21 protein-coding genes and 3 pseudogenes are annotated in these 26,804 nt (G+C 71.5%); 14 read left to right on the top strand and 10 right to left on the bottom strand.

Translation table 11 applies throughout. The features are described 5' to 3' along the window. Positions 1-3: 3 nt before the first annotated feature. Positions 4-276: pseudogene (locus PV963_RS06110) on the bottom strand (DNA-binding protein); the annotation flags it as partial. A 140-nt stretch (positions 277-416) separates the two neighbouring features. Here PV963_RS06110 and PV963_RS06115 point away from each other — a divergent pair. Continuing rightward, positions 417-941 carry an ATP-binding protein gene (locus PV963_RS06115; RefSeq protein WP_274814558.1) on the top strand — a complete coding sequence of 175 codons (525 nt, stop codon included), beginning with the start codon at positions 417-419 and terminating at the stop codon, positions 939-941. A 56-nt stretch (positions 942-997) separates the two neighbouring features. Here the strand turns inward: PV963_RS06115 and PV963_RS06120 are convergent. After that, positions 998-2,493: pseudogene (locus tag PV963_RS06120) on the bottom strand (MFS transporter). A 231-nt stretch (positions 2,494-2,724) separates the two neighbouring features. Between PV963_RS06120 and proP the strand changes: the two are divergent. Beyond that, a complete protein-coding gene (gene proP / locus PV963_RS06125) occupies positions 2,725-4,221 on the top strand; it encodes a glycine betaine/L-proline transporter ProP (RefSeq protein ID WP_274814559.1) in 1,497 nt (498 codons plus the stop codon). Between the two features lie 95 nt (positions 4,222-4,316). Here the strand turns inward: proP and PV963_RS06130 are convergent, their stop codons facing one another. After that, on the bottom strand, positions 4,317-4,976 hold the full coding sequence (locus tag PV963_RS06130) for a DUF5701 family protein (protein ID WP_274814560.1): 660 nt from the start codon (positions 4,974-4,976) through the stop codon (positions 4,317-4,319). A gap of 170 nt (positions 4,977-5,146) precedes the next feature. Beyond that, a complete protein-coding gene (locus tag PV963_RS06135; RefSeq protein WP_274814561.1) occupies positions 5,147-5,983 on the bottom strand; it encodes an alpha/beta fold hydrolase in 837 nt (278 codons plus the stop codon). Between the two features lie 193 nt (positions 5,984-6,176). On the opposite strand from PV963_RS06135, the gene PV963_RS06140 reads away from it, so the two are divergent. Continuing rightward, positions 6,177-7,127, top strand: a complete 951-nt coding sequence (locus tag PV963_RS06140; RefSeq protein WP_274814562.1) for a phosphotransferase — start codon at positions 6,177-6,179, stop codon at positions 7,125-7,127. Positions 7,128-7,147: 20 nt separating this feature from the next. Here the strand turns inward: PV963_RS06140 and PV963_RS06145 are convergent, their stop codons facing one another. Further along, positions 7,148-7,600 (bottom strand): Lrp/AsnC family transcriptional regulator, encoded by a 453-nt coding sequence (locus PV963_RS06145; RefSeq protein ID WP_274814563.1) that lies wholly within the window; start codon positions 7,598-7,600, stop codon positions 7,148-7,150. 111 nt (positions 7,601-7,711) lie between these two features. Here PV963_RS06145 and PV963_RS06150 point away from each other — a divergent pair. After that, positions 7,712-7,948, top strand: a pseudogene (locus PV963_RS06150) (LysE family translocator); the annotation flags it as partial. Between the two features lie 89 nt (positions 7,949-8,037). Here PV963_RS06150 and PV963_RS06155 read toward each other — a convergent pair. Continuing rightward, positions 8,038-8,943 carry an SDR family oxidoreductase gene (locus PV963_RS06155; protein ID WP_274814564.1) on the bottom strand — a complete coding sequence of 302 codons (906 nt, stop codon included), beginning with the start codon at positions 8,941-8,943 and terminating at the stop codon, positions 8,038-8,040. A 212-nt stretch (positions 8,944-9,155) separates the two neighbouring features. Here PV963_RS06155 and PV963_RS06160 point away from each other — a divergent pair, with 212 nt between their 5' ends. From PV963_RS06160 to PV963_RS06175, 4 genes are all read left to right on the top strand, one after another. Then, entirely contained in the window at positions 9,156-10,451 is a 1,296-nt protein-coding gene (locus tag PV963_RS06160; protein ID WP_274814565.1) for an ATP-grasp domain-containing protein, read from the top strand. Positions 10,452-10,499: 48 nt separating this feature from the next. After that, positions 10,500-12,542 (top strand): CocE/NonD family hydrolase, encoded by a 2,043-nt coding sequence (locus PV963_RS06165; protein ID WP_274814566.1) that lies wholly within the window; start codon positions 10,500-10,502, stop codon positions 12,540-12,542. Between the two features lie 75 nt (positions 12,543-12,617). Then, positions 12,618-12,788 carry a hypothetical protein gene (locus tag PV963_RS06170; protein ID WP_274814567.1) on the top strand — a complete coding sequence of 57 codons (171 nt, stop codon included), beginning with the start codon at positions 12,618-12,620 and terminating at the stop codon, positions 12,786-12,788. Beyond that, positions 12,776-13,150 (top strand): SDR family oxidoreductase, encoded by a 375-nt coding sequence (locus tag PV963_RS06175; protein WP_274814568.1) that lies wholly within the window; start codon positions 12,776-12,778, stop codon positions 13,148-13,150. Before PV963_RS06170 ends, PV963_RS06175 begins: the two co-directional genes overlap by 13 nt. Positions 13,151-13,406: 256 nt before the next feature. Here PV963_RS06175 and PV963_RS06180 read toward each other — a convergent pair whose 3' ends face one another. After that, on the bottom strand, positions 13,407-14,162 hold the full coding sequence (locus PV963_RS06180) for a thioesterase II family protein (protein ID WP_274814569.1): 756 nt from the start codon (positions 14,160-14,162) through the stop codon (positions 13,407-13,409). 157 nt (positions 14,163-14,319) lie between these two features. Here PV963_RS06180 and PV963_RS06185 point away from each other — a divergent pair, with 157 nt between their 5' ends. Beyond that, positions 14,320-14,763, top strand: coding sequence for a DUF779 domain-containing protein (locus tag PV963_RS06185; protein ID WP_274814570.1), 444 nt, complete (start codon positions 14,320-14,322; stop codon positions 14,761-14,763). Between the two features lie 33 nt (positions 14,764-14,796). On the opposite strand, the gene PV963_RS06190 is transcribed toward PV963_RS06185, so the two are convergent. From PV963_RS06190 to PV963_RS06200, 3 genes are read right to left on the bottom strand one after another with little or no spacing between them, the layout of a single operon-like run. After that, complete coding sequence (locus PV963_RS06190) at positions 14,797-15,426, bottom strand: chorismate mutase (RefSeq protein ID WP_274814571.1); 630 nt, start codon at positions 15,424-15,426, stop codon at positions 14,797-14,799. A gap of 53 nt (positions 15,427-15,479) precedes the next feature. Continuing rightward, complete coding sequence (locus tag PV963_RS06195; protein WP_274814572.1) at positions 15,480-16,874, bottom strand: M20 family metallopeptidase; 1,395 nt, start codon at positions 16,872-16,874, stop codon at positions 15,480-15,482. Then, positions 16,861-17,907: an Lrp/AsnC family transcriptional regulator gene (locus tag PV963_RS06200; RefSeq protein ID WP_274814573.1), complete on the bottom strand. Its 1,047-nt coding sequence runs from the start codon at positions 17,905-17,907 to the stop codon at positions 16,861-16,863. The genes PV963_RS06195 and PV963_RS06200 overlap by 14 nt, the downstream gene beginning before the upstream one ends. Positions 17,908-18,019: 112 nt before the next feature. Between PV963_RS06200 and PV963_RS06205 the strand changes: the two genes are divergently transcribed. From PV963_RS06205 to PV963_RS06225, 5 genes are all read left to right on the top strand, one after another. After that, positions 18,020-19,594, top strand: coding sequence for an AbgT family transporter (locus tag PV963_RS06205; RefSeq protein WP_274814574.1), 1,575 nt, complete (start codon positions 18,020-18,022; stop codon positions 19,592-19,594). Positions 19,595-19,632: 38 nt separating this feature from the next. Then, entirely contained in the window at positions 19,633-20,787 is a 1,155-nt protein-coding gene (locus tag PV963_RS06210; RefSeq protein ID WP_274814575.1) for a M20 family metallopeptidase, read from the top strand. 276 nt (positions 20,788-21,063) lie between these two features. Further along, entirely contained in the window at positions 21,064-23,985 is a 2,922-nt protein-coding gene (locus PV963_RS06215; protein ID WP_274814576.1) for a glycosyl hydrolase 115 family protein, read from the top strand. A gap of 299 nt (positions 23,986-24,284) precedes the next feature. Further along, positions 24,285-25,760 (top strand): cytochrome P450, encoded by a 1,476-nt coding sequence (locus PV963_RS06220; RefSeq protein WP_274814577.1) that lies wholly within the window; start codon positions 24,285-24,287, stop codon positions 25,758-25,760. Then, positions 25,744-26,751 carry a (-)-alpha-amorphene synthase gene (locus tag PV963_RS06225; protein WP_274814578.1) on the top strand — a complete coding sequence of 336 codons (1,008 nt, stop codon included), beginning with the start codon at positions 25,744-25,746 and terminating at the stop codon, positions 26,749-26,751. Before PV963_RS06220 ends, PV963_RS06225 begins: the two co-directional genes overlap by 17 nt. Positions 26,752-26,804: the final 53 nt, after the last annotated feature.

The raw sequence follows: 26,804 nt of genomic DNA on the forward strand, positions 1-26,804 counted from the left end.
GGTCAAGGCCCCCACACGCCGGACTTCGTCGTGCTCGTTGATCAGGTCGACGATCCCCCAGTCCGCCAGCCGGGGCACGACCAGGCTCACCAGGCGTTCCAGCGCCCGTCGACGTCGAGCGTGGAGGTCAGCCGCGTGGTGAGGTAAGCCGGCAGGGCCGGCCGTTCCAGCTCGGGCAGCGGTCTGCCGCTCGACGGTGTGGAAGAGCACCAGCGTGCCGGCTCCGTCGTCGCCGATGTCGTACGGGGTGATCAGCCAGGCGATGGGCAGCAGGGAACGGAGCAGGTCCTCGGCGGCGATCGGAGCAGCTTGCTGGGATCGCCGGAGACCGTCCTGGTATGCGCGGTCCACGCCCGGGTAAACGCAGAGCGACAGAGCGGCCCCGGCAGGGGTGAACACAACGAAAGAGCATCCGTATGGTCCTCCCGCTTGGGAAGCAGGCGGCAGATCGACCGGGCGCGGACGAGCAGGCCACAGTGCGTTTCGGCGCGGCCTGGGACGACGGCGCGGCAAGCGCCGTCGACGCACGCCTGGCCCTGCGCGCCTTCCTCGCCCACGGCCCGCACACCGCCCTCGCCCGGATTCCGGCCTCTCTGGCCGTGGACGCCGAACTCGTCGTCAGCGAACTGGTCACCAACGCCATCCGGCATGCTCCCGGCCCCTGCGAGCTGATCCTGCGCCTGTTCCGGGGACAGCTGGCCATCACCGTGTGGGACACCTCGGCGGAGCAGCCCACGGTGCGCAAGGGGGACCGGTTCCGCGTCGGCGGCCACGGACTGCGCCTGGTGCACACGGTCAGCGAGCGGGTCGCCGTGGCACCCCGGGCCAGGGGAAAGCAGATCACCGCCTACCTGCGGCTGGCCCCGCACGACCACGCGAGCGCCACTGCGGGTGCCGGTGCCGGTGCCGGTGCCGGGAGGACCGTGCTGGCCGCCGGCTGATCCCGGTCCCCCCTGCTCGGCCCGGCGGCTCCGGTAGTCGGTGGCGCGCCGCGGAATCAGTGCTGCCGGGCGTGTATGGGGCTGTTGGCGACATCCTCCGGGCACTTCCCGTGCTGCTGCCTGGTCCGCCGGTCGCGCCTCCAGTCGGACGTCGCGAGGGCCAGGGAGGCCAGCATGCCCAGGAGGCCGGCGCCCAGTGCGGTGGCGAGGGCGCCGCGGTAGTCCTCGCCGCTGCCGAGCACCAGGTAGAAGAGGCCGGGCAGGGCGGCGGTGCCCACCGCGGCGCCTAGTCGCTGCCCGGTCTGCAGGGCGCCGCCCGCCGCGCCCGCCATGTGCACGGGCACGTCGCGCAGCGTCATGGTGATGTTCGGCGAGATCACGCACCCGCTGCCGAGGCCGCCGAGGAACAGCACCGGGGCGGCGGCCCAGGGGGCGATGTCGAGGGGCGCGAAGCGGAGCAGCAGCGCGGTGCCGCCCAGCCCGGCGATCACGGCCGTGAGGCCGCCCACGGTGAGCTTGCGGCCGAGCCGGTCCACCAGCCGGCCGGCGACCGCGGCCGCGCAGGCCGAGCCGAGGGCGAAGGGAGTCACGGCGAGGCCGGACCGGAGCGGGGAGAAGCCCAGGCCGTCCTGGTAGAAGAGCGCGAAGACCAGCCAGACGCCGCTGAAGCCGATGAAGTAGAGCGTGCCGACGCCGGCACCGACGGCATAGCCGCGCACCGTCGTGAACAGGCGCGGATCGAGCAGCGGCTGGCTGTCCCGCTCGACGAGGCGACGCTGCCACCGGGTGAAGCCGAAGAGGATCGCGGCACCGGCGAGGAACATCCACCACAGCCCGCCGAAGCCGCCGGAGCCCGCCTGGACCAGCGGATACATCAGCGCGAGGACGCCGAGGCGGGCAGATCCACGTGCTGCCGGCCGGACCGCCGGGTCCGCGGCAGCAGGCGGCGGCCGAGGAGGACGGCGAGGATCCCGATGGGGACGTTGACGTAGAAGATCCACCGCCAGCCCTGGCCGCCGGAGGCCAGCGCGAGGATCAGGCCGCCGGCGAGAGGGCCGATGGCGGACGAGATGCCGACGGTGGCGCCGAAGAAGCCGAAGGCACGGCCGCGTTCGGCACCGCGGAACATCTGCTGGATGAGCGCGGAGTTCTGGGGAGCCATGAAGCCGGCCGCCAGGCCCTGGGCGAGGCGGGCCACGACCAGCAGCGTGATGCTGGGGGCCGCCCCGCAGGCCGCGCTGCAGACCACGAAGCCGCTGAGGGCCAGCAGGAAGATGCGGCGCCGGTCCAGCGCGTCTCCCAGGCGTCCCGCGGCGACCAGCGCGAGAGCGAAGGTGAGGGCGTATCCGGACACCACCCACTGGACCTGCGCGGGAGAGGCGTCCAGGCCGCGCTGGACGGAGGGCAGGGCGACCGCCACGATCGAGACGTCCAGCAGGCTCATGAAGCCGGCCACCAGGGTGACCCACAGGGCCCGCCACCGGCGCGGGTCCGGCTCGTATCCGGCCTCCTGCGCGCCCTGGTTCCGGTCGCCCGACGCCGACGCTGTCACATGGGCTCCTCTCAACCAGGTGGGCGCCCCGACAGTGGGCACCGGCGAACCAAGTTCCCCCTCCGGGACACGCACACACCACAGTCGGACAGACAGCGCGGGTCTCACCCGTAGCACCCGGCCGTTACTGTCGGTAGTCGTGCGGGCGCCGCGCGAAGGGGTTCGTTTGAGCGCGCGAGATCTGTGCAGGCGTTGTGGTTGGGATAGACGACCGGCGAAAGGAACGACGTAATGGCGGCGCCCGACAACGACGAGTCGGTGGATCCCGCAGCCGTGAGACGACACCGGGTGCTGTTCCGGGCGATCGAGAAACGACGCCATCCGAAGCTGCGCCGCAGCGACATCACCGTGACCGACGATGCGGCGGTCAAGCGCGCCACGAAGGCCGCCGCCCTCGGCAACGCGATGGAGTGGTACGACTTCGGCATCTACAGCTACCTGGCCTCGACCATCGGGAAGGTGTTCTTCCCGTCGGGGAACGACACCGCCCAACTGCTCAGCTCCTTCGCGACGTTCGCGGTGGCCTTCCTGGTGCGTCCCCTCGGCGGAATGGTGTTCGGGCCGCTCGGCGACAAGGTCGGCCGCAAGCGCATCCTCTCCCTCACCATGATCATGATGGCGGTGGGGACCTTCGCCATCGGCCTCGTCCCCTCGCACGCCGTCATCGGTCTCTGGGCCCCGGCCCTGCTGATCTTCTTCCGGCTGGTGCAGGGTTTCTCGACCGGCGGGGAGTACGGGGGCGCCTCGACGTTCATCGCGGAGTACGCGCCCGACAAGCGGCGCGGCTTCTTCGGCAGCTTCCTGGAGCTGGGCACGCTCGCCGGCTACGTCGGGGCCTCCGGCCTCGTCGTCGTCCTCCAGACCCTCCTCAGCGACGACCAGATGCTGGCGTGGGGCTGGCGCATCCCCTTCCTGGTCGCGGCTCCGCTCGGCTTCATCGGCCTCTATCTGCGGCTGAAGCTGGACGAGACGCCCGCCTTCCAGAAGCTGGAGGGCGGCCAGGTCAAGGCGAGCGAGGCCGCCGAGGCCGTGGAGACCTCGGCCGCCGCCGACCTCGGCAAGATCTTCACCCGGTACTGGCGGCCGCTGCTGCTGTGCCTCGCGCTCGTCGCGGCGTACAACATCACGGACTACATGCTGCTGTCGTACATGCCGACGTACCTGTCCGACGAGCTGGGCTACGGGACCAACCACGGGCTGCTGATCCTGCTGCTGGTGATGGTGCTTCAGATGTGCGTCATCAACCAGGTCGGGCGGCTGTCGGACCGCTTCGGGCGCAGGCCGCTGCTGATGGCGGGGATGCTCGGGTTCCTCTTCCTGTCCGTGCCGTCCTTCCTGCTCATCCGGCAGGGCAGTGTCGTCCTGATCGCCCTGGGGCTGCTGCTGTTGGGGCTCTCCCTGGTGACGATGCTGGGCACGATGTCGGCGGCGCTCCCGGCGATCTTCCCCACCCACGTCCGGTACGGCTCCCTCTCGGTCGCCTACAACCTGGCCACGTCGATCTTCGGCGGTACGACTCCCCTGGTCATCACCGCCCTGATCAGCGCCTTCGACTCGACCCTCATGCCGGCCTACTACTCCACGGGCGCCGCGGTCATCGGCGTCATCGCCGTCCTGTGCATGAAGGAGACAGCCAACAAGCCCCTGGCCGGCTCCCCGCCGTCCGTGGAGACGCAGGCCGAGGCCGCGGAGATCGTCGAGGCCCGGGCCCCTCGGCCCAGGTTCTGACTCCCCGTCCGCAGGGCTTCGCAGGCCTGAGGTTCTTCGCGTCGGAAGCCCGGGGTACCGGCGGGCGGTCCTACCGGCCCGCCGGCGCCCCGGGACTAGGCCCTGCGGCCCGTCGTGGAGGCGAAGCCCAGCCAGGTGTGCCGGTTGTTCCACCAGCACCAGCCGACCTTCGGGGCGTTGCGCCGCTCCCGGCCGTCGCGCCCGGTGCCGTTGCTGATCCAGATCGCCGGGGTACGGGCGTCCAGGCTGCCGTCGGCCTTGCGCAGCCGGGAGCCGATGGTCATGAAGCAGCGGTTGCGCTCCAGGACCGCCGGCTCCTGGAGGACCCAGTGGATGCCCTCGGTGAGCAGCAGCGGCGTGCGGTCCTCCGCGGTGAGGGCGGGCAGTGCCTCGTCCGGGCTCCAGTTGGCCATGTGGTCACCGCGGTCGACGCCGGTGACGACGTAGAGCGGGGCGTCGGGCAGTTCGACGGCGCTCGGCGCGAACTCGTCGACGTCGGGCATGTCGACGACGACGAAGCCCGGTTTGTCGTCGCGGCGCAGCAGCGGGGCGAGGGCGGAGGCGGGGGCTCTGTCCGGGTGCACGGCCAGCAGGGCGCCGGCCTCGCCGTCGGTCTCGGCGGCGAACCTACGGATCTCGTCGGCGGACAGCCCGGCGATCTCGTGCACCCCCAGCTCGATCAGCCGCTCGGCCTGCGCGCTCAAGGCCGGGAGTGCGGGGAGGACGGTGGACGTGTCGGGCGTGGTGTCGGGCACGATGCTCCCATGGTCGGTGACGCGGGCGAACTCATGTGCAACGAGCCGGTGTGCCGGGGCGTTCCCGCCCCGGCACCTGCGTGCCCTCGCCGGACAGGCCGTGCGACTGCCACTCGCGGGGTCTCACACCGTAGGCGGTGCGAATTCGGATCACTTCTCCAGGATTCGGATCACTTCTCCAGGAAGGCGAGCAGTGCCGAGTTGACCTCCTCCGCGTGGGTCCACAGCAGTCCGTGCGGGGCGCCCTCGATCTCGACGTAGTCGGCGGCCGGAAGAGCCTTGTGGAACTGCCTGGCGGTGCCCTCCACGGGGAGGATGCGATCGCCCGTGCCGTGCAGGATCAGGGCGGGCACGTCGATCGCCGGGATGTCGGCCCGGAAGTCGGTGTACCAGGTCGACGGCGCGGCGGCCGCCGCGAAGAAGCCGCCGCCCGCGGCGACGTTCCAGCTGTTGCGGACGGCCTCCTCGCTGATCCTGGTGCCGAGGTTCTCGTCGAGGTTGTAGAAGTCCTTGTAGAAGTCCGTGTAGTACGCGTAGCGGTCCGCCTTGACGGCCGCGACGATCCCGTCGAAGAACTCCTTCGGGGCGACCCCCTGCGGGTTGTCGTCGGACTTGAGCAGGCAGGGCTCCAGCGAGGCGAGGAAGGCGGCCTTGGCGACCCGGCCCGAGCCGTACCGGGACACGTACCTGGCGACCTCGCCGGTGCCCATCGAGAACCCCACGAGGACGGCGTCCCGCAGGTCGAGGGTCTCCATCACGGTGTTCAGGTCGGCGGCGAAGGTGTCGTAGTCGTAGCCGGTCGTCGGCTGGGCGGACTGCCCGAAACCGCGCCGGTCGTAGGTGATCACGCGGTAGCCGGCGTCGAGCAGTACGGCGGTCTGCCGCTCCCAGGAGTGGCCGTCGAGCGGAAAGCCGTGGATGAGGACGACCGGCTGACCGGATCCGTGGTCCTCGTAGTAGAGGTCTATGGCGGTGGAGTTCTCCTGGCCCACGGTGATGTACGGCATGCGCTGCTTCCTCGTTTCCGGGTGGCTGGTGACGGGACCCGGCCACGCTAGGCCCGGGACCGCAGCGCCGGTTGCCGGGCAGCGCACCGGTTCTTTACCGGGGGCGCACAGGAGCACGCGTTCGCGGATCGTCGACCCGTCGTACGGGCCGTGACCGGAGTGACCGGCGTGACCGCGTGGCACCATCGTCGGCATGGAAGATTTCTTGACGTCCGATCAGATCGACGCCCGTAAGTCCCGCGCTCTCGCCGCGGCCGTCGCCGCGGGTCGTGATCTGGGGCTCACGGTGACCGACGCGAGGGTGCTCTACGACGTGTTCTCCGTCGTGGTGCACCTCGCCCCCTCGCCCGTGGTGGTGCGGGTGCCGACCGTCCTGCCGTCGTACTCCGACCCCGAGTTACAGGCGGCGCGGCAGCGGCTGGAGCTCGATGTGGTGGGATGGCTCGCGGAACAGGGGCACCCGGTGATTCCGCCGAGTCCGCTCGTGCCGCGGGAGCCCGTGCAGCGGGACGGTTTCTCGATGACGTTCTGGCAGTTCGTCGAACTGGACCAGAGCGTGGAGCCCGATTACGTGCACAACTCCGGCCTGGTCGCCGACCTGCACGCCGCGCTGCGCTCGTACCCGGGTGAGCTGCCGTTCCTGTCGGCGGCCGAACCGCGGTTCGTCTCCGAGGGTCTTGCCGCGCTCGAGGGGCGGCCCGACCTCCTGGAGCCGGCCGACCTCGACCGCGCGCGGCGCGAGTGGGACATCCTGGAACCCCTCGTCAGCTCACGCGCGGAGTTCGAGGCGGCGTTCCCCGGCATCGAGTTCCAGCCGATCCACGGTGACTCCCCCGCGGCCAACATCGTCTCCGCCACGGACGGCGAGCTGTACTCCGACTTCGAGCTGACGACGTTCGGACCGGTCGAGTGGGACCTGGCGGCTCTCGGCCCCGAATGCGAGGCCGCCTACAACGCGGCCGCAGAGCGCCGGGGTCTGCGGCGGCTGGACGAGGGTGTGCTGCGCGTCGTCAACGCCGTGGGCATGTCCCGCGCGGTGGCGTGTCTCGCACTCGCGCCCCAACTGCCGCTGCTCGTGGACGCGTTGCGGCCGGCCGTCGAACAGTGGCGGACGATGCCGTTCGCCGGTGGCCTGGGCGGCTGAGCGCGAGGCGGCGGCGTTGCTCACTCGGGCAGGGGCCGGTCGTCGACGACGTGTTTCATGACGAGGGTGGAGTTCAGGCGCTGGACGCCGGGCAGTCGGGCGAGCTGCTGGTCGTAGAGCTGCTGGAAGGCGGCCAGGTCGGTGGTGGCGACGCGCAGGAGGTAGTCGGGGTCGCCGAACAGGCGCTGTGCCTGGAGCACGTGCGGGACGGCGGCCACGCCCTTTTCGAACGCGGAGACGGTGTCGGCGTCCTCCCAGTGCAGGGTGACGAAGACGAGCGCCTCGAAATTGAGACCCACGGCTGCCGGGTCCACGACGGCCCGGTAGCCGCGGATCGCGCCCTCGCGTTCCAGGTCGCGCAGGCGGCGGTGGCAGGGCGAGACGCTCAGTTTTACGCGGGCGGCCAGCTCGGTGACCGTGAGACGGCCGTCCAGCTGTAGCTCGGTGAGAATTTTCCGGTCCAGGGCATCCATGGAGAAGATTCTGCCCCGGATGCCGCGATCAAGGGGTAAAGAAGGGAACGCTTTCGGGCTGATCCGGCCTGGCGTTCCTCTCGCGACAAGGCTCGTGAGAGGAACCGATCGATGGACACGACGACGCCGGCGGCCTTCCTGGCAGTGGATCTGCCGCTGGTGTTCACCCCCGGCGCGGACTGGGCCCATGCGATCACGGCGGGCATCAGGGGCCGGTCGGTCGTCCCGGCCGTCGCCGGGCTGATAGCCGGATACGCGGGATACACCCTGCTCGCGGTCGCGGGCCTGGTGGTGATCGTGGCCAACTCGGCGACCCTGCTCACCGCGCTGACCGCGGCCGGGGCCGGCCAGCGGGGGCGCCGCCGTACCGCGATCTTCTCGCCGAGGGTCGTCACGACACCTCCGGCGGCGCCGACGACAAGCCCCTGCCGACGGGACTAGCGGGTGTCGACGATGCCGCCGGTCACCGCGATGACCTCGCCGACCGTGTAGCTGGAGTCGGCGTCGGAGGCGAGGTAGACGTACGTCGGTGCGATCTCCTCCGGCTGGGCCGCGCGTTCGAGCGGGGCCTCGCTGCCGATGTGGGCCAGCCCGTCCGGCGGCATGTGCGGGTCCGCCTCGTTGAGCGGCGTCCAGGTCGGGCCCGGCGCGACCACGTTCGCGCGCACGCCCCGCTTGGCCAGGTGCACGGCGACGGACTTGGTCAGGGTGATCAACGCGGCCTTGGACGCCGCGTAGTCGATCATCGTCGTACTGCCCTTGAGCGCCTCTTCGGTAGCGGTGGCGATGACGGCGTCGCCGGGCTCCAGGTGAGGCAGCGCCGCCATGAGCAGGTGGAAGTAGGCGTAGACGTTCGTCTTGAACGTCAGGTCGAAGTCCTCGGCGGTCAACTGGTCGAGTTCGAGCTTGCTGTTGAGGTACGCGGCGTTGCTCACCAGGATGTTCAGCCCGCCGAGCTCCGCCGCCGTCCGCTCGACGGCCTCGCGGCAGAACTCCGGGTCGGTGACGTCGCCGGGCAGCAGCAGGCAGCGCCGGCCCTGTTCCTCCACCTCGCGCCGGACCCGCTCCGCGTCCACCTGCTCCTCCGGCAGGAAGACGATGGCGACGTCGGCACCCTCCCGCGCGTACAGCAGCGCCACCGCACGTCCGATACCCGAGTCGCCGCCGGTGATCAGCGCGGCCTTGCCCTCCAGCTTCCCGCTGGCCCGGTAGCGGCTGGCCCGATAGCGCGGCCGGGTGCGCATGTCGGCCTCGATACCGGGCCGCTGCTGCTTGTCGGAGTCGTAGGGCGGGTCGGGCTCGGACACGACCTGCGGTACGGACCGTTCCTGCTCGGGCTGCACGGGCTTTCCTTTCGCCGGTGTCGTCGACGGCGCGGCCGTTCACCTGGGGTCACGCCGTTTCTTCCCCGCACCGCGTGCCCACATCGGCGGCAGGCATGTTCCCCGTTTGTCGCCCGGCCCGCGCCGCGCCGACCGGCATGGCCGCACCCGCAAGGGGTACTCAGTCGATCTTGGAAGGCCCGGCCGGCGGGCCTGCTGTCGGAAGGAGATCCGTGTCTGACGAGACGGTGAAGAACGTCTTCGTGATCGGGCTGGACGAGGCCAATCTGCCGACGCTGCGGGCGGTTCCCGGAGCTGACCGGCTGCGCTTTCACCAACTGCTGACCGTGGAGGAACTCCAGGTCGGCGAAGTGCACCTGCCCACGCTGTTCGACAAGGCCCGGGAGGTGCTGGACGCCTTCGACGGAAGCATCGACGCGATCGTCGGCTACTGGGACTTCCCGGTCAGCACCCTCGTGCCGATGCTGAGCGAACGCTACGGAACGCGGAGCACGAGCCTGGAGTCGGTGGTCAAGTGCGAGCACAAGTACTGGAGCCGTCTTGAGCAGCAGAAGGCGACCGACCGGCACCCGGGCTTCGACAGGGTCGACCTGTCGGCCGAGCCGCCTCGCCCGCCCGAGAAGGTGACCTTCCCGATGTGGGTCAAGCCCGCGCTCTCCTACTCGTCCGAACTCGCCTTCGGAGTCGATGACGAAGAGGAGTTCCGCAAGGCCGTCACCGAGATCCGCGACGGCATCTCCCGCATCGGCCGCCCCTTCGAGCACATCCTCGAACGCATCGACCTGCCTCCGGAGATGGACGGCGTCGGCGGCCGGGTCTGTCTGGCGGAGGAGGCCATGTCCGGCGTCCAGGTCGCCGTCGAGGGCTACGCCCACCAGGGCGAGGTGACCATCTACGGAGTCCTGGACTCCATCCAGTACCCGGACTCCCCCTGTTTCCTGCGCCACCAGTACCCCTCGACGCTGCCGCCGGCGGTCATCGCGGAGCTCCACGACGTCTCGGAGCGGGTGATGCGGCAGATCGGAATGGACTCGGCCACCTTCAGCATCGAGTACTTCTACGACCCGCGGACGCAGTCGATCAACCTGCTGGAGATCAACCCCCGGCACTCCCAGTCGCACGCGGAGCTGTTCCAGTACGTCGACGGCGTCCCCAACCACCACTGCATGGTCAGCCTCGCGCTCGGCGAGGACCCGCGCATGCCGCACCGCGAGGGCCCGTACGCGATGGCGGCGAAGTGGTACCACCGCTGGTTCACCGACGGCGTGGTGCGCCGGGTGCCAGGGCCCGAGGAGATCGCCCGCATCGAGCGGGAGACACCGGGCGTGCGCATCGAGGTGGTCCCCGAGGAGGGCACCAGGCTCTCGGAGCTCCCCGGACAGGACAGCTACAGCTACGAGTTGGCGCACATCTTCACCGGCGGGGCGGACGAGGAGGAGCTGCGGGAGAAGTTCGACCACTGCGTGGCCGCCCTCGGCCTCGCCTTCGACGAACCCCCGCAGGAGTGAGGCCCCGCCGGAGTGAACCCCCACGAGAGTAAGGAGCACGTGGGTTCCATGCGTTACGTGACCAACCTGCCCTACGCCACGAAGGAAGAAGAGCACGTCACCATCCCGATGTCCGACGGCGTCCGGCTCTCCGCGCACATCTGGCGTCCCACCTCGTCGGACCACGAGCCGGTGCCCGCGGTGCTGGAGTACATCCCGTACCGCAAGCGCGACCTGACGGCCGTACGCGACTCGATCCACCACCCGTACCTCGCCGGACACGGCTACGCCTGCGTCCGCGTCGACCTGCGCGGCACCGGCGACTCGGAGGGCGTGCTGCGCGACGAGTACCTGGAACGGGAGCAGGCGGACGCGGAGGAGGTCCTGGCATGGCTGACGGAGCAGCCCTGGTGTGACGGCGGCGCGGGCATGATGGGCATCTCCTGGGGCGCGTTCGCGGCGCTCCAGGTGGCGGCCCGGCAGCCGCCGGGCCTGAAGGCCATCGCCATCGCCTCCTTCACCGACGACCGGCACGCCGACGACATGCACTACATGGGCGGCGCCCTGCTGTCGGACAACCTGGCCGAGGCGGGCACGATGTTCGCCTACGGCACCTGCCCGCCCGATCCGGCCGTGGTCGGCGACCGCTGGCGCGAGATGTGGCACGAACGGCTGGAGCACACCGAGCCCTGGGTCCTCCCATGGCTGCGCCACCAGCGCCGCGACGACTACTGGCGGCACGCCTCGGTGTGCGAGGACTACAGCAGCGTGCGCTGCCCGGTCCTGGCCTCCAGCGGCTGGGCGGACGGCTACTCCAACGCCGTGACCCGGCTGCTCGGCCACCTGGACGTGCCCCGCAAGGGGCTGATCGGCCCCTGGTCGCACAAGTTCCCCCACCTCGGGGAGCCCGGCCCCGCCATCGGCTACCTCCAGGAACTCGTACGGTGGTGGGACCACTGGCTCAAGGGCGTCGACAACGGCGTCATGGACGGCCCCATGCTGCAGGCGTGGATGCAGGACAGCGTGCCGCCCTCCACCGCGTACGAGGAGCGGCCGGGACGCTGGGTCGGCGAGCCGGACTGGCCCTCCCCGCACATCCGGCAGGCCGTTCATCCGCTCACCCGGCACACGATCGGACCTCCGCGGGAGGCGGCGGGCGAGGGGAACGCCCCCGACGGCGACGCGATGACCGTGCAGTCGCCGCTGTCCGTCGGCCAGTTCGCGGGCAAGTGGGCCTCCTACAACGCGCCCCCGGACCTGCCGTACGACCAGCGCGAGGAGGACGGCGGTTCCCTCGTCTTCGACAGCGAGCCGCTGACCGAGCCGTTGGAGATCCTCGGCTCACCGACCGTGGAACTCGACCTGTCGGTCAGCGAACCGGTCGCCCTGGTGGCCGCGCGGCTGTCCGACGTGAGCCCGGACGGCTCCGCGACCCGTGTCTCGTACGGCATCCTGAACCTCACCCGCCGCGACAGCACGGAGTCCCCCGAGCCGCTGGAGCCGGGCCGCCGCTACCGCGCCACCGTCCCGCTGAACGGAGTGGGCCAGGCATTCCCACCCGGCCACCGCATCCGGCTCTCCCTCTCCACGTCCTACTGGCCGTTGGCCTGGCCACCTCCGAAGCCCGCCCTGCTGAGCGTCCACGAGCACTCCAGCACGCTCACCCTGCCCGTGCGGCCGGTGGAGGAACCGGACGAGGTGCCGGCGTCCCCCTTCGGCGAACCCGAGGGCACTCCCCCGCTCGCCATGAGCCAGGTGACGCCTCCCGAGGAGCGCTGGGAGGTCAAGCGGGACCTGATCGGCTACCACTCCGAGCTGGACATCGTGAAGGACCGGGGCACGGTCCGCTTCGAGGACATCAACCTGGAGGCCGGGCGCCGCGCCCGTGAGCGCTACACGGCGGTCGCCGACGACTTCACCTCGGTCAGCGGCGAGTCCACGTGGACCATGCGGTTCCAGCGGGACGACTGGGACGTACGGGTGGTGACGCACACCCAGCTGACGTGTGACGACACGGACTTCTTCGTGGACGCGACCCTCGACGCATACGAGGCCGACCGCCGGGTGTTCTCCCGCACCTGGAACGAGCGGGTACCGCGCGACCTGCTCTAGCCGGGCCCGCTGAGCGGGAAGGGTGCCCCCCCCGGTGTGGAGGGCGCCACCAGGACTACTTCTCCCCTCCCGCGAGTGCCCCGTCGAGGGGCGGCCGTCGACGGGGCTCTCGGCGTGCGCGAGAAGGTGGCCGTCCGCGGCGCCTCGCTGGTCTGTGTCGTCAGCCTGGCCGGGCACATGGCCTCGCTCGGCGACGAGGACGAAGCGGCCCTGGCGACGGCTCCCGCCGGGAGTTGCTCGGGCTGAAGGCGGTCACGGCCCTCGGCGACGATCCGACCGCCGCCTACATTCTCGCCAAGCGCGCCAACCACGTACGGGTGCAGGCCGCCGCACTCGCCTGGAACCGGCTCGGTGCCCGCGTCAACACCGTCAGCCCCGGTGTCATCGCCACCGCCATGGCGAAGGCGGAGGCCGACGCGGACGCGGACGGGCACATGCTCAAGATGCTCGACGCGTGCGGCGCGGGCCGGCCGGGCACGCCCGGCGAGATCGCCGACGCCGTGGCCTTCCTCACCGGCCCCGAGGCGCGGTACATCAACGGCACCGACCTGCTCGTCGACGGCGGGCAGGCGGCGTGGATGCGCCGGCACATGCGGCGTCCGGGGTGACGGTGGCCGGGCCGGCCCGTCCGGCACCCACCTGTTGGTCACCGGGTTGCTCGCCCGGCACCGTCGTGCCCGCCGCCCCGGCGGTCCCGGTGCCCGGCCATGTCGGTGACGAACTGGGCGCGGACCTCGGTGTGTCGGACCCGGCCGTCGTGTCACACGCCGTCGTCGCGAACGGCGCGGTCGTCGCGGCCTACGCCACCAGCACGGGGATTCGGCCTCATCGCGCCGGACGACGGCGGGGAGGACGACGGTTCGCTCAGCGGGGCGCGACAGCGGGCTGGGTCAGCCGCTCGCGGATGAGGCGGATCACGTCCGCCGCGTGGTCGACGAGGAAGAAGTGCCCGCCGGGGTACCGCTCCATCTCGAAGGCGCCCTGGGTGTGCGCGCTCCAGGCGCGTACCTCGTCATGGCTCGCCCTGGGGTCGTCGTCTCCGGTCAGAGCGGTGACGGGGCTGCGGAGCCGGTGGTCCGTCGCGCACACGTAGGTCTCGACCGCGCGGTAGTCGTTCCGGACGGCCGGCAGGACCATGCGCATCAACTCCTCGTCACCGAAGACCTGTTGGTCGGTGCCGCTGAGCCTGCGCAGTTCGGCGACGATCCCGGCGTCGTCGCGCCGGTGCACCTGCTCGTCTCGGTGGCACGACGGTGCGCGGCGGCCCGAGACGAAGACCCGCTCGGCGACCCGCCCGGCCTGCTCCAGCCGTACGGCGACCTCGAAGGCGAGGGTCGCGCCCATGCTGTGTCCGAACAGGGCGAAGGGGCGGTCCACCGCGCCCGTCACGGCCCGGCACACATGGTCCGCGAGGCCGCCGATGGTGTCGATCATGGGCTCCTGGTGCCGGTCCTGGCGCCCCGGGTACTGGACGGCGAGCACCTCGACACGGGGGTTCAGTGCCTGGGCCACCGGCCGGAAGAAGGACGCCGAACCACCCGCGTGCGGCAGGCAGACCAGTTGCACGGGGGCGTCGGGGCTCGGGAAGAAGCGCCGTATCCACGGATCGGTGGCGGTCATGAGGCCTTCCTGTTCGGTTGCGCGGGACAACGGACACGCAGGCGCACGCCGTCGTGCACCTCCATTCTGAGGTGGGCACGAAATGCTCGTACCGCTTTCCGAGAGAGATGCTTCCGGGCCACCATGGCTGGGCGCCCCTACCGCATGGAGGGATCCCATGACCGACTCACCCGCCCCCGACCCCGGGGTGCCGCCGATAACCGCCCGCACGGCACGTGTCGAACTGACGCCCGCCGCCGAGGAGCTGCTGCGGCAACTGACCGGGACACACGGGCCGGTGATGTTCCACCAGTCCGGCGGCTGCTGCGACGGCAGCGCCCCGATGTGCTACCCGCGCGGAGAGTTCCGGGTCGGTGCCGCGGATGTCCTGCTGGGGCACGTGGCCGGGGACACCCCGTTCTGGATGAGCGCGGACCAGTTCACGTACTGGTCGCACACCCACCTCACTGTGGACGTGGTCCCGGGACGTGGCAGCGGCTTCTCCCTGGAGGCCCCGGAAGGCGTCCGCTTCCTGCTCCGCTCCCGCCTCCTCACCGACGAGGAGCTGCGGCGCATCGAGTCGGAACCGCCACTGCCGACGGGTGCGGACCAGGTCTCCTAGTGTGAGCCGGTTCGTCGAAACCAGCCGGGACGCCTAGGGCGTGCACACCGACGGCAGCGCCCGCCCCAGCCCCTTCAGGTGGAGCGCGTCGAGCCGGTGGGTGTACGCGGACCAGCCGGCGGCCGTGGCCAGGCGCGGGCCGCACGACGGCAGGGCCCGGTCCCGTTCCGTGTCGTCGAGCGCGGCCAGCAGCTGTGTGGTGATGCGGTCGAGGGCCGGGCGGACCTCCTTGGCCAGGTCCGGCCGTTCGGTGGGGCGCTCGCCGGGGTTCGCGTCCCAGCGGGCGTACAAGCCCCGCTGCACCAGCTTGTTCGCCTCTATCTGGTCCTGGAACACGGCGGCCACGGCGTCCGGGTCGAGGCCGAGGCCGACCGCCCGGGCGCGGACGTCGTCCAGGATCCGCGCCTCGCGCTCCGGGTCGTCGATCGGCGTGTCCGTGCCGTACTTGGCGGCGGCGACCTTGTCGGCCAACAGCAGCCGCTGGGCGAGCAGTTCGGTCACCGGCGTCAGGCCCGGCGTCGTGCCGTGCGTGGCGGCCGTGTGACGTACGGGGGCGGGCCGCTCCGCGGCGGTGGCCGGGCCCGCCGTCCCGACGGCCAGAGTGGCCGCGGTCGTCAGGGTGCTGAGGAGGGTGAGGGCGGACCGGAGACGTCGAGGGCGCACAGGGGTGTCCTTCCGTGGGGGTGAAGCGCCGGACCGCAGCGCTGTCCCGCAACCTACCGATCGCCTCCGGCGCGTGGTTCACCGAGGTCCCAGAACAGGCCCGCCATGATGCGCAGCCCTTCGCGGGCCACCGACCCCAACAGGTGCTCGTCGGGGGCGTGTTGGGAGCAGGAGGGGTGGGAGTGCGGGATCCACACGGTGGGCAGGCCGAGGATGTCAGCGAAGGCGTCGTTGGGGAGGGTGCCGCCGAGGTTCGGCAGGACGGCCGGTTCCTTGCCCGTGGTGTGCCGCAGGGAGTCCACGGCCCGGCGGACCCAGGAGTGGTCCGGGCTGAGGCGGGTCGCGGGGACGGCCTGGAGCACCTCGACGTCGACCATGGACAGGCCGTGGGCGTCGAGGTGGTCGCGGACGATGCGTTCGAGGTCGCGCCAGGGCGTGCCGACGACGAAGCGGAGCTGGACGTCGGCGTGGGCGGTGCCGGGGATGGCCCCGACGGGCTTGGCGGGATCCCCGGCGGCCAGGGTGAGGACCTCCAGGGTGTTCCAGCCGAAGACGCGTTCGGCCGGGGTGAGCCCCGGCTCTCCCCAGTCGGTGTCCACCTCCGGGTCGCCGTCCCCGCCGCCCACGGTGAGGTCCGCCAGGGCGGCCGCGACGGGCTGGGGCAGCGCCGGCGGCCGCAGTCCCTCCACCAGGATGCGGCCCCGGGAGTCGACCAGGGTGGCCAGAGCGCCTGCGAGGACCGTGGCCGGGTTGCGCAGGGCGCCGCCCCAGTTGCCCGAGTGGTGGGCGCCCTCGCGCAGGGCCACACGCAGGCGGAAGTTGGCGGCGCCCCGGGAGCCGAGGAACAGGGTGGGGCGGCCGGCCGCGAGGCGCGGGCCGTCGGAGGCGATGAGCAGGTCGGCGGCCAGGTCGTCCGTCAGCCGGCGGCAGACCTCGTGCAGGCCCGGTGAGCCCGACTCCTCCCCCGTCTCCACGAGCACCTTCAGGTTGAAGCCCAGCCGGCCTCCCCGGGCGGCCAGGACCTGTTCGAGCGCGGCCAGGTTGACGGTGTGCTGGCCCTTGTTGTCGGCGGTGCCGCGCCCGTAGAGGCGGTCGCCCTCGACGACGAGTTCCCAGGGCGACAGGCCGGTGCGCCAACGGCCCTCCTGGCCGGGGACGACGTCGCCGTGGCCGTAGACCAGGACGGTGGGCAGGCCGTCGGCCTCGTGCCGGTGGGCGAGCAGGAACGGTCCCGCGTCCGGCACCGGGTTGTCGACGATCCGTACGGTCGCGCCCAGGCGGCGTACGGCGGGGGCGAGTTCGTCGGCCAGGTAGGCGCGCAGCGGGCCCGTGCCGTCGGGCGGCGGGCTCTGGGTCGGGAACGCGACCCGGCGCCGCAGGTCGACGAGGAAGCCGCCGGAGTCGAAGTAGGCCTCCGCCAGGCCGATGGCGGTCTCACGTGTCGTCATGCCGTCCCCTTCCGGTGTCCGTCGGGCCGGGTACGGCGGCCAGGCGGCCGTCCTCCCGGTCGAGCCAGTGCCGCCGCAGCGCCCGGAGCACGACGGAGACGTCGAAGGAGATGACCCCCTCGAGCTCCGCCAGGTCCCGGGTGAGGAACTCCGCGAGACCCTCCTCGTCGCGGAAGACGCCCTGGTGGACGACCGAGAAGGTGCCCGCGTTGGTCGACACGTACCGGGCGGAGGGGTGCCGGGCGAGCGTCCGGGCCGCCTCGCGCCCCCCGCCCGGTGACACGGTCAGGGCGACCACCGCCTTAAGGGCGTAGCCGAGCAGTGCGGGCTCGATCTCCACGCGGGGGCGGACCAGTCCGCGCTGGAGCAGCGACTGGGTGACGCGGTAGGCGGTGGACTGCCCGATGCCCAGTTCCCGGGACACCTGCGCGGCGGTCATCCGGCCGTCGGCGGCGAGCAGCCGCAGCGTGCGCAGTTCGTCACCGGTGGGGCGGGCGGGGCGGTCCGTGCCGCCCGGGTCCGTCTCGCGTTCCTCGGCGGTGTACGTGGCGAGCAGTTGGTGCTGGTCCTCCGTCAGGCGGGGCAGCCGCCAGGCGTCGGACTTGGTGTCGGCGCGCAGGACGAGTTCGGTCCGGGTGGAGCGTACGCCGGGGAGCGTGGCGATGCGCCGGGTGAGCAGGTCGCGGGCCTCGGCGCGGCGGGCGGGCTGGACGACGCAGTAGACGTCCGCCTGCCCGGCGGTGACCGCGACGTGGGCCGCTTCGGGCAGTTCGGCGAGCCGCCGGGCGACGTCGGCGGTCCGTCCCGGCGCGGCGGACACCCACACGTGCCAGGGAGTGCCCTCGCCGGACACCGACAGGTCGACCTGGCCGATCACCCGCAGCAGCCGGTTCGACTCCAGCCGGGCCAGCCGCCGTCCCACGGTGCTCGCCGACACGCCCAGCGCCTGGGCCAGCAGGCTGAGCGGGGCGCGCGGTGCGCGCTGGAGCGCGGCGACCAGGTCGAGGTCGTCGTCGTCCAGAGCGTTCTCCATGCGACCCATCCTCCACGGAATGAATCCGTCAACCAGCGACTTCACGCGACCGATACGACCGCAACAACCTTTTTACTTGCATGATTTCATCAAGAGGGTCGTCAATAGGGATGTGACCACCGCCACTTCACCCCCGCCGCCCGACGCCCCCTCGAAGCAGCTCTCCCGACTGCTCGCCGTCCTCGGGCGCATCGAACGCCTCGGCAACAAACTCCCCCACCCCTTCTGGCTGTTCGGTGTGCTCAGCGTCGTCCTGGCGCTGGTCAGTTGGCTCCTGTCGGCCACCGGCGCCTCCGCGCTGAACCCCGCCACCGGCAAGACGGTGGGGGTGCGCAGCCTCGTCTCGGGCGAGGGGCTGCGGATGATGATCTCCGACGCGGTGACCAACTACGCCACGTTCCCGCCGCTGGGCACGATCCTCGTGGTCATGCTGGGCGTGGCGGTCGCCGACCGGTCGGGGCTGCTGCCCGCGATGCTGCGGGCGGCCGTCGCCCGGGTCCCGGCCCGGTGGCTGACGTTCACGCTCGCCTTCACCGCCATGGTCGCGCACGTCGCGTCCGACGCGGCCTACGTGGTGCTGGTGCCGCTGGGCGCGATGGCGTTCCGGGCGGTGGGGCGCAGTCCGATGCTCGGTGCCGTGGTGGCGTTCGTGTCGGTGTCCGCCGGCTACGACGCGAGCCCGCTGGTCACACCGACGGACGCGATCCTGGCCGGGCTCACGACGGCCGCCGCGCACACGGTGGACCCCTCGTACGTGGTCAACCCGCTGTCCAACTACTTCTTCTCCGTGGCCTCCTCGGTCCTCCTGGCCCTCGTCGTCACCGTCGTCACGGAGAAGGTCATCGCCCGGCGGGTGGCGGCGATGCCCGAGGAACCGGAGCCGGAGGACGCTCCCGAGACCGCCGGTACGGAAGCCGGGGGACTGACGCTGCGCCCGGAGGAGCGCAGAGGCCTGCGCAACGCGGGTCTCGCGCTGCTGGCGTACGCCGCGCTGGTCGTGGCGGCGATGGCCCCGGCCGGATCTCCGCTGCGCGGCGAGGGCGGCAGCATCGTGCAGTCGCCGGTGCTCACCGGCATCGCGGTCGTGCTGGCGGTGGCGTTCCTGATCGTGGGCGCCGTGTACGGGCGCACGGTCGGGACCGTGACGACGGGCCGGGACATCCCCGACCAGATGGCGAAGGGCCTGCGCGAGATGGCGCCGATCCTGGTGCTGTTCTTCGCGATCTCCCAGTTCCTGGCGTACTTCAAGTGGACCGGCGTCGGCGAGGTCCTGGCGATCCGGGGCGCCGGCCTGCTGAAGTCGGCGGGCATCACGGGACCGGTCGCGTTCCTCGGTGTCCTGCTCGTCTGCACGGTGATCAACCTGCTCGTCACCAGCGGCTCCGCGCAATGGGCCCTGGTCTCCCCGGTGTTCGTGCCGATGTTCATGCTGCTCGACATCCCGCCCGAGGTGACCCAGGCGGTGTACCGCATCGCCGACTCGTGCACCAACGCGGCGACCCCGATGAGCGCCTACTTCGTGATGACCCTGGGTGTCGTCCAGCGCTACCGGCGCTCGGCCGGCATCGGCACGCTGCTGTCGCTGACCCTGCCGCTGTGCCTGGTCATGCTGGCGGCGTGGACGCTGCTGTTCTACGCCTGGTGGGCGCTGGGCATTCCCCTGGGCCCCGGGGTGCCCGTCCGCTGACCGCCCGGCCGCTTCCGTACGTACGAGGAGGACCGCCCATGTCCCTGACCCGTGTCGAGTCGCTGGCCCGGAGCGCCCTGCCGGAGATGACCGGCGACCTGCGGACGCTGGTCGAGCTCGAAACCCCCAGCGACGACAAGGAGTTGCTGACCGCAGGGCTCGCCGCCGTCGAGACCTGGACCCACCACCGGCTCGGCCCGCCGGACGAGTCGCGGCGGTACGACGGCGGTGCGCACGGCGACATGCTGGAGCTGCTGTACCGGGGCACATCGCCGGCGGTGGTGCTGGTCCTGTGCCACTACGACACGGTGTGGCCGGCCGGCACGCTCGCCGAGTGGCCCTTCCGGGTGAGCGAGAACGGGCGGGCCACCGGACCGGGCGCGTTCGACATGAAGTGCGGCCTGGTGCAGGCGGTGTGGGCGCTGCGGCTGCTGCGGGACCTGGACCTGCCGCGCCCGTCGGTGCGGCTGTTCCTGAACGGCGACGAGGAGATCGGCAGCCCCGCCTCCCGGCCGGTGATCGAGCGGCTGAGCGAGGACGCGACGGCCACGCTCGTGTGCGAGGCGTCGGCCGGGCCGGAGGGGGCGCTGAAGACGTCCCGCAAGGGCGTCGGCCTGTTCGAGGTGACGGTGGAGGGCGTGGAGGCACACGCGGGCCTCGATCCGTACCGGGGTGCCAGCGCCGTGCACGCCCTCGCCGAACTGGTCACCCGCATCGCCGGGCTGGGCTCCCGGGAGCGGGGCACGACGGTCAACGTCGGGCTGATCGGCGGCGGCACCGGCCGCAACGTCGTCGCCGGCCGGGCGGGCTGCGGCATCGACGTCCGGATCCCCGACCCCGCCGAAGCGGCCCGCATCGACGCCGCACTGGTCTCCCTCGCGCCCTCCGACCCCCGGGTCCGGGTCTCGGTCAGCGGCGGCTGGAACCGTCCCCCGATGGTGCCGACGCCCGCCTCCCGGCTCCTGTTCAAGCAGGCGCACACGGCAGCGGAGGAGCTGGGGTGGCCCCTGCGGGAGACGGCCGTCGGCGGGGCGAGCGACGGCAACTTCGTCTCCGCGCTCGGCCGTCCCGTCCTCGACGGCCTCGGCGCGGTGGGCGACGGCGCCCACGCACGGCACGAGCACGTCCTGCTGGACCATGTCCCGCCGCGCACGGCGCTGCTGGCGGGGCTGCTCATGGCCGGGGCGGTGTAGCCGGGGAATGGCCGGGCGGTGTAGGCGCGGAATGGCCGGGCGGTGTAGCCGCGGACGTCTCCCCAACCTCTGGACGCCCTCACTCGGGCTCGCCTAGGGTGCGCTGGCAAGCGCTTTCTAGCCTGCCCATGCCAATCCCACGTGCGCGCAGCCCCGCCGACGGCCCGGACGAGGAACCGACGCGGGCCTGACGCGGAAAGGCAGTGTCCCGTGCCGCACAGCGAGCCCCAAAGACCGTCGCACCCGTCATGGACCCGCAAGTCGTTCTTACGGGGAATGGCAGCCGTCGGCGCCGCCCCCCTGCTCCCCGCCGCCGTACTCCCCGCCGCCACCGCCGAAGCCGCCCCCGCGGCGCGAGGGGACTTCCCGCTGCTCCGGAGCGGCACCCCCGCGGACGTGTTCGTGGACGCGGCGGACGACCCCGCCGTGATCCGCGCGGCCGGTGACCTCGTGGCGGACGTGGAGCGGGTCGGCGGCGTCAGACCACGGCTGCTGAACACCGTGCCCCGGCGGGCCGAACTCCTGGTCGTGTTGGGGACGATCGGCGCCAGCCCGGTGATAGACCGGCTCGTCCGGCACAGACGTCTGGACGTCTCCCGGGTCCAGGGCCGCTGGGAGGCGTCCGTCACCCAGGTCGTGGACCGTCCGCTGCCCGGGGTGGACCGCGCCCTGGTCATCGCGGGCAGCGACCGGCGCGGCACGGTCTACGGCATCTACGACACCTCGGAACGCATCGGCGTCTCGCCCTGGTACTGGTGGGCCGACGTCCCGGTGGTCCGCCGCGACACGGTGACGGTCCCGGCGGGCCCCCTCGTACGCCACGAGCCCGCCGTCCGCTACCGCGGCATCTTCATCAACGACGAGCAGAACCTCACCACCTGGTCCCACCGCACCCAGGAGCCGGACAAGAACATCGGCCCCCGCACCTACGAGCGGGTCTTCGAGCTGCTGCTCCGCCTCAAGGCCAACTACCTCTGGCCCGCGATGCACCCGTACTCCGACTTCTTCAACAAGCACCGCGAGAACCCCGAACTGGCCGACCGCTACGGCATCGTGGTCGGCTCCAGCCACCCCGAGGCCATGCTGCGCAACGGCGTGCACGAGTGGGAGCCGTGGGCCGCGGACCACCGGAACCCCGACGGCACCCTGCCGCTCTACGACTACACGGTGAACCCGGCCGTCATCTCCGACTACTGGCGGGCGCGGGCCCGGCAGAACGCCGGCTACGAGAGCAGCTGGACGATCGGCATGCGCGGCCTGCACGACTCCGCGCTGGAGACGAAGTACGCCACCACGATCCCGGAGAAGGTCGCGGTGATGAACGACATCATCGCCGACCAGCGCCGCATCCTGGCCGAGGAGGTGGGCGAGGCGGCCGCGCCGCAGATCTTCATCCCGTACAAGGAGGTCCTGGAGCTGTACAACGCGGGCGTCCAGGTCCCCGACGACGTCACGCTGATCTGGCCGGACGACAACCACGGCAACATGCGCCAGCTCCCGAACGAGGCGGAGCGCCACCGCTCCGGCGGCAACGGCATCTACTACCACCTCTCCTACTGGGGCCGCCCCAGGAGCTATCTGTGGCTGGACACCACGCAGTTGAGCAAGGTGTGGCAGGAGCTGCGCCGGGTCCACGACCACCAGGCCGACCGGATGTGGATCTTCAACGTCGGTGACATCAAGTCGATCGAGACGGGGCTGTCCTTCTGCCTGGACATGGCGTGGGACGTGGACCGCTGGGGCCCGGACGACGTCGAGGACTTCCTGGTGGAATGGGCCGGGCGCCAGTTCGGCCGGCGCCACGGCTCGGAGATCGCCGCCATCCGCACGGAGTACTACCGCCTGGCGGCGGAGCGGCGCCCGGAGTTCATCGACAAGGCGGTCTTCTCGACGGTGCACCACGGCGACGAGGCGGGCCGCCGGATGGCCGCCTACGAGCGGTTGCTGGACCGGGTGCGGAAGCTGGGCGCGAAGCTGCCCGAGCCCTACCGCGACGCTTTCTACGAGCTGGTCGAATACCCGGTGCACGGTGCTTACTTGATGAATCTGAAGTACTACTGGGCGGACCGCAACGCGCTCGCCGTCCGTCAGGGGCGCGGCGCCGGCACCAACCGCTTCGCGGACCTGGCCGAGGCCGCGCACGCCGAGGAGCAGGCGATCACCCGCCGCTACAACTCGGAGATCGCGGGCGGCAAGTGGGACGGCATCGTCAACCCCTACCCCTCCCAGATCCCGAAGGCCCCGGGCCGTCCGGCCGTCACGCGGGTGCCCCGCCAGGAGACCTCGGGCCTGGGGCTGGCCGCGGAGGGCAACGAAACGGGGGCGGGCCGGCCGCTCTCCTTCTCCTCCTACACCCGCGACCGCCGCTTCGTGGACGTCTTCAACACCGGTTTCCTGCCACTGGAGTGGCAGGCCGAGCCGAGTCACCCGTGGATCCGGCTGAGCACGGCGGGCGGCGAACTCACCGACCAGACACGGGTATGGGTGGAGATCGACTGGCCGCGGGCACCGGAGGGCACCCACCACCCCACGCTGACGTTCACCGGTGCCGGCACGACCGCCGAGGTACCCATGCGGGTGGTCAACGACGGCGAACGGGCCCGGCAGCGCGCCCGCGGTTTCGTCGAGGCCCACGGCTACGTGTCGATCGACGCGGCGCACTTCGACCGTCAGGTGGCGCGGGGCGGGGCGCGGTGGCGGGTCGTACGCGGCCTGGGACGCCGTACGGCCGCCGTCGAGACGGTCCCGACGACCGCACCGCCGATCACCGAGGACCTCCCCACCCGGTCACCGGAGCTGCGCTACCGGGTGCGCTTCGCCGGCACCGGCACCTTCCCGGTGACCGTCTTCCGGCTGCCTTCCCTCGACGAGCGGGGCAAGCGCCGACTGGCGATCGCCCTCGACGACCAGCCGCCGACACTCCTGTCCGGCCAGGCGATCGCCACCGGCAACCGGGGGGACGCCTGGGCCCGCAACGTCGAGGAGGGCATCGAGAAGCTGACGGCCCGGGTGACCGTCGCGGAGCCCGGGGAGCATGTGCTGCGGGTGTTCATGACCGACCCCGCGATCGCCGTGGACCAGATCGTCATCGACACGGGCGGCCTGCCCGCGAGCTATCTCGCGCCGCCGGAGAGCTACCACCGCGTCTTCAATCCCGGCCCCGCCGTCGCACCGGGCGCGGAGGCACCGGACCAATAGGCCGGTCACCGGCAGGCGCTTGGCGCGGCCATCATGTCCATGCCAGGCGTCTGCCACGACTGCCGTTCCTCAGGAGCACTGATGGGAACACGGATTTCTGAGTGCACAGAAAATCAATAAAAAGCTGGGCACATGTAGCACCGTGATTCGCTCGACGCCCCTCCGTGCATCCGTGCGCCCCTACGGAGAAAGGATTCGGCGAGCCGTCGGCAGATTCCACTGGGCAGGACATGAGGCGAGCATCAAGTCGGTGCGACCGCACCGAGATTCCGTGTGCCAACTGAGGCAGGTGGTATTCGATGAGCGGCTCCGTCCCCGGACCAGCCCGAGATTGGACAGTGGGCACTGCTCCAGGCATATTCCCATTCATCGGCCACGGTATCGACTTGGTCCGTCGGCCGCTGGCCTTTCTGAATTCTTTGCCCGGACACGGGGATCTGGTCGAGGTACGCCTGGGTCCTCAGCGTGCCTGGATGGCGTGTCACCCGGACTTGGTCCACCAGGTGCTCAGGGACCCGCGCACGTTCGACAAGGGCGGCCCCCTCTACGACAGGTTGCGGATGCTGCTGGGGGACGGCGTCGGCACCTGCCGCCATCAGGATCACCGGCGCCAGCGCAGGCTGCTCCAGCCCGAGTTCCGCAAGGCCCGCGTCGCCGACCAGGTGCGCCTGATGGGCGACGAAGTCGAGTCGGTGTGCCGCGCGTGGCGGGCCGGGCAAGTGGTCGACATCAGCACGACCATGCTGGACCTGTCCACACGCGTGGTCAGCCGCGTCCTCTTCTCCGACTCGCTCGACACCGCGACGGCCGCCGAGATGCGCATGTGCCTGGCCACCGTGGTCCACGGCATGTTCGTCCGGACGGTGATGCCGGTCGACGCCCTGTTCCGCGTTCCCACGCCGGCGAACCGGCGTTACCGGCATGCTTCCGAGCGCCTGCGCGCGATCGTCGACGCGGCCATCGCCCAGCGCCGGCAAGGCACTCCCCGCGACGACCTGCTGGGGACCCTGCTGGCGGCCACGCGGGACGACGGCGGGGGGACGGCGATCACCGATCAGGAAGTGCACGGCCAGGTGATGACGCTGATGTTCGCCGGCGCCGAGAGCACCGCCCTGTGCCTCTCCTCCGCCCTGGAGCTCCTGGGGCGGCATCCCGAGGAGGAACGCCGCCTGCACGCCGAAGTCGACTCCGTGCTCGCTTCGGGCCGGCCGCCCGGCCCCGACGAGCTGCCGCGCCTCGTCCACACCCGGTGCGTCCTCACCGAGACCCTCCGCCACCGCCCGCCCGGCTGGCTCTTCACCCGCATCACCACGCGGGAGACGGAGCTCGCAGGGCACCGTCTCCCGCAGGGCGCCACCGTCATGTTCAGCCCGTACCTCCTGCACCACGACCCCGCCCTGTTCCCCGACCCCGATCGCTTCCTCCCCGACCGCTGGCTGCCCGGGCAGGCCGTCGCGGTCCCGCCCGGAGCGATGATTCCGTTCGGTGCGGGCAGCCGGAAATGCATCGGCGAGACACTCGCGCTGACGGAGGCCACGGTGGCTGTCGCGTTCATCGCCCGCCACTGGCGGCTGCGTCACCTGCCCGGCTACACCGAACGGCTGCGCCCCGCGGCCTCGTTGGGGCCGCGGGGACTGGTGATGATCAGCGAACCGCGAGCGAGGCGGCCGGTGGGCACGCCGCCTCGGGCGGATTCCCGCGCACCCGGAACAACTGTCGCGCCCGTCGTCCACGGCTCCGGAACGGCAGGTGGCAATGATGTCCGCGACGCATGAGGAAATCACGCTTGCCGCGCAAAGCGGAATTCCGGTCGTCGATCTGAGGGAACTGATCGACGCAAACCTCTACATGCCCTTCCCTTTCCAGCAAAATCCCCACGCGTCCGAAGCGGCGGCAGGCGTCGATGAATGGCTGAGCACCTGGGGGCTGACCGATGACCCGGCCGTGGCGGCCATGATCTCCTATACACGCCCCGCCGAACTCGCGGCCTACAACAGTCCGACCATGGATTCCGGGCTCCTCCAGATCATGGCCAACCAGATCGCCTACCAGTTCATCTTCGACGACCGCGCGGAGGACATCGGCCGGCACACGCCGGGCCGGCTGCTGCCCATGCTGTGCGAGAGCATCGCGATCCTGCGGGACGGCGGGCCGCCCACCACCCCGCTCGGGGCCGCCCTGGCCGACCTCCATCGACAGGTACAGCGGCGGTGCACACCCGCTCAGGCCGCACGATGGGCCTGGCACAGCCGTGAGTACGTGCACGGCCTGCTGTACGAAGCGGTGGCCCAGACCCACCCCGCCCCGGTGGGAAGCGGGCTGTGCCGGTCCGTACGCTCCCTCATCGCGGGCGTCGAGCCGTTCTACCCACTGTGCGAGGCCGCGCAGCCGTGCGAACTGACCCCGGAGGAGATCCATCACCCCGTCATGCGACGCCTGAGCCGGCTGTCGGCCGACGCTGCGGTGTGGATACCCGACCTCTTCTCCGCGGTGAAGGAACAGCAGGCGGGCGGCGTGATCAACCTGGCCCTCGCCTACCAGCGGACACACCGGTGCTCCCTGCCGGTGGCCGTCACGCTCGCCACACGGCAGATCAACAGCACGATCCGCGAGTTCGAGGAGCTCTACGGTGAGCTCAGGCCGGAGTTGACCCCGTCCGGCATCGGCTACGTGGAGGGCATGGCCGGCTGGATCCGCGGTTGCTACTTCTGGTCCCGGACCGTGCCGCGGTACGCGGACACGATGGCGGCACCCGCGGTGCTCTGATCCGCCGCCCGACCGGTCGTTTTCCCCACAGGGATCCCGAGAAGGGCGGAAAC

It is taken from the genome of Streptomyces coeruleorubidus (assembly GCF_028885415.1).
Taxonomy (GTDB): Bacteria; Actinomycetota; Actinomycetes; order Streptomycetales; family Streptomycetaceae; genus Streptomyces; species Streptomyces coeruleorubidus_A.

Bases quoted from the DNA above. Each gene is read 5' to 3' on its own strand.
- PV963_RS06115 (WP_274814558.1), top strand. From the start codon at position 417: ATGGTCCTCCCGCTTGGGAAGCAGGCGGCAGATCGACCGGGCGCGGAC.
- proP (WP_274814559.1), top strand. From the start codon at position 2,725: ATGGCGGCGCCCGACAACGACGAGTCGGTGGATCCCGCAGCCGTGAGA.
- PV963_RS06135 (WP_274814561.1), bottom strand. From the start codon at position 5,983: ATGCCGTACATCACCGTGGGCCAGGAGAACTCCACCGCCATAGACCTC.
- PV963_RS06140 (WP_274814562.1), top strand. From the start codon at position 6,177: ATGGAAGATTTCTTGACGTCCGATCAGATCGACGCCCGTAAGTCCCGC.
- PV963_RS06145 (WP_274814563.1), bottom strand. From the start codon at position 7,600: ATGGATGCCCTGGACCGGAAAATTCTCACCGAGCTACAGCTGGACGGC.
- PV963_RS06165 (WP_274814566.1), top strand. From the start codon at position 10,500: ATGCGTTACGTGACCAACCTGCCCTACGCCACGAAGGAAGAAGAGCAC.
- PV963_RS06180 (WP_274814569.1), bottom strand. From the start codon at position 14,162: ATGACCGCCACCGATCCGTGGATACGGCGCTTCTTCCCGAGCCCCGAC.
- PV963_RS06185 (WP_274814570.1), top strand. From the start codon at position 14,320: ATGACCGACTCACCCGCCCCCGACCCCGGGGTGCCGCCGATAACCGCC.
- PV963_RS06195 (WP_274814572.1), bottom strand. From the start codon at position 16,874: ATGACGACACGTGAGACCGCCATCGGCCTGGCGGAGGCCTACTTCGAC.
- PV963_RS06200 (WP_274814573.1), bottom strand. From the start codon at position 17,907: ATGGAGAACGCTCTGGACGACGACGACCTCGACCTGGTCGCCGCGCTC.
- PV963_RS06210 (WP_274814575.1), top strand. From the start codon at position 19,633: ATGTCCCTGACCCGTGTCGAGTCGCTGGCCCGGAGCGCCCTGCCGGAG.
- PV963_RS06215 (WP_274814576.1), top strand. From the start codon at position 21,064: ATGGCAGCCGTCGGCGCCGCCCCCCTGCTCCCCGCCGCCGTACTCCCC.
- PV963_RS06220 (WP_274814577.1), top strand. From the start codon at position 24,285: ATGAGCGGCTCCGTCCCCGGACCAGCCCGAGATTGGACAGTGGGCACT.
- PV963_RS06225 (WP_274814578.1), top strand. From the start codon at position 25,744: ATGTCCGCGACGCATGAGGAAATCACGCTTGCCGCGCAAAGCGGAATT.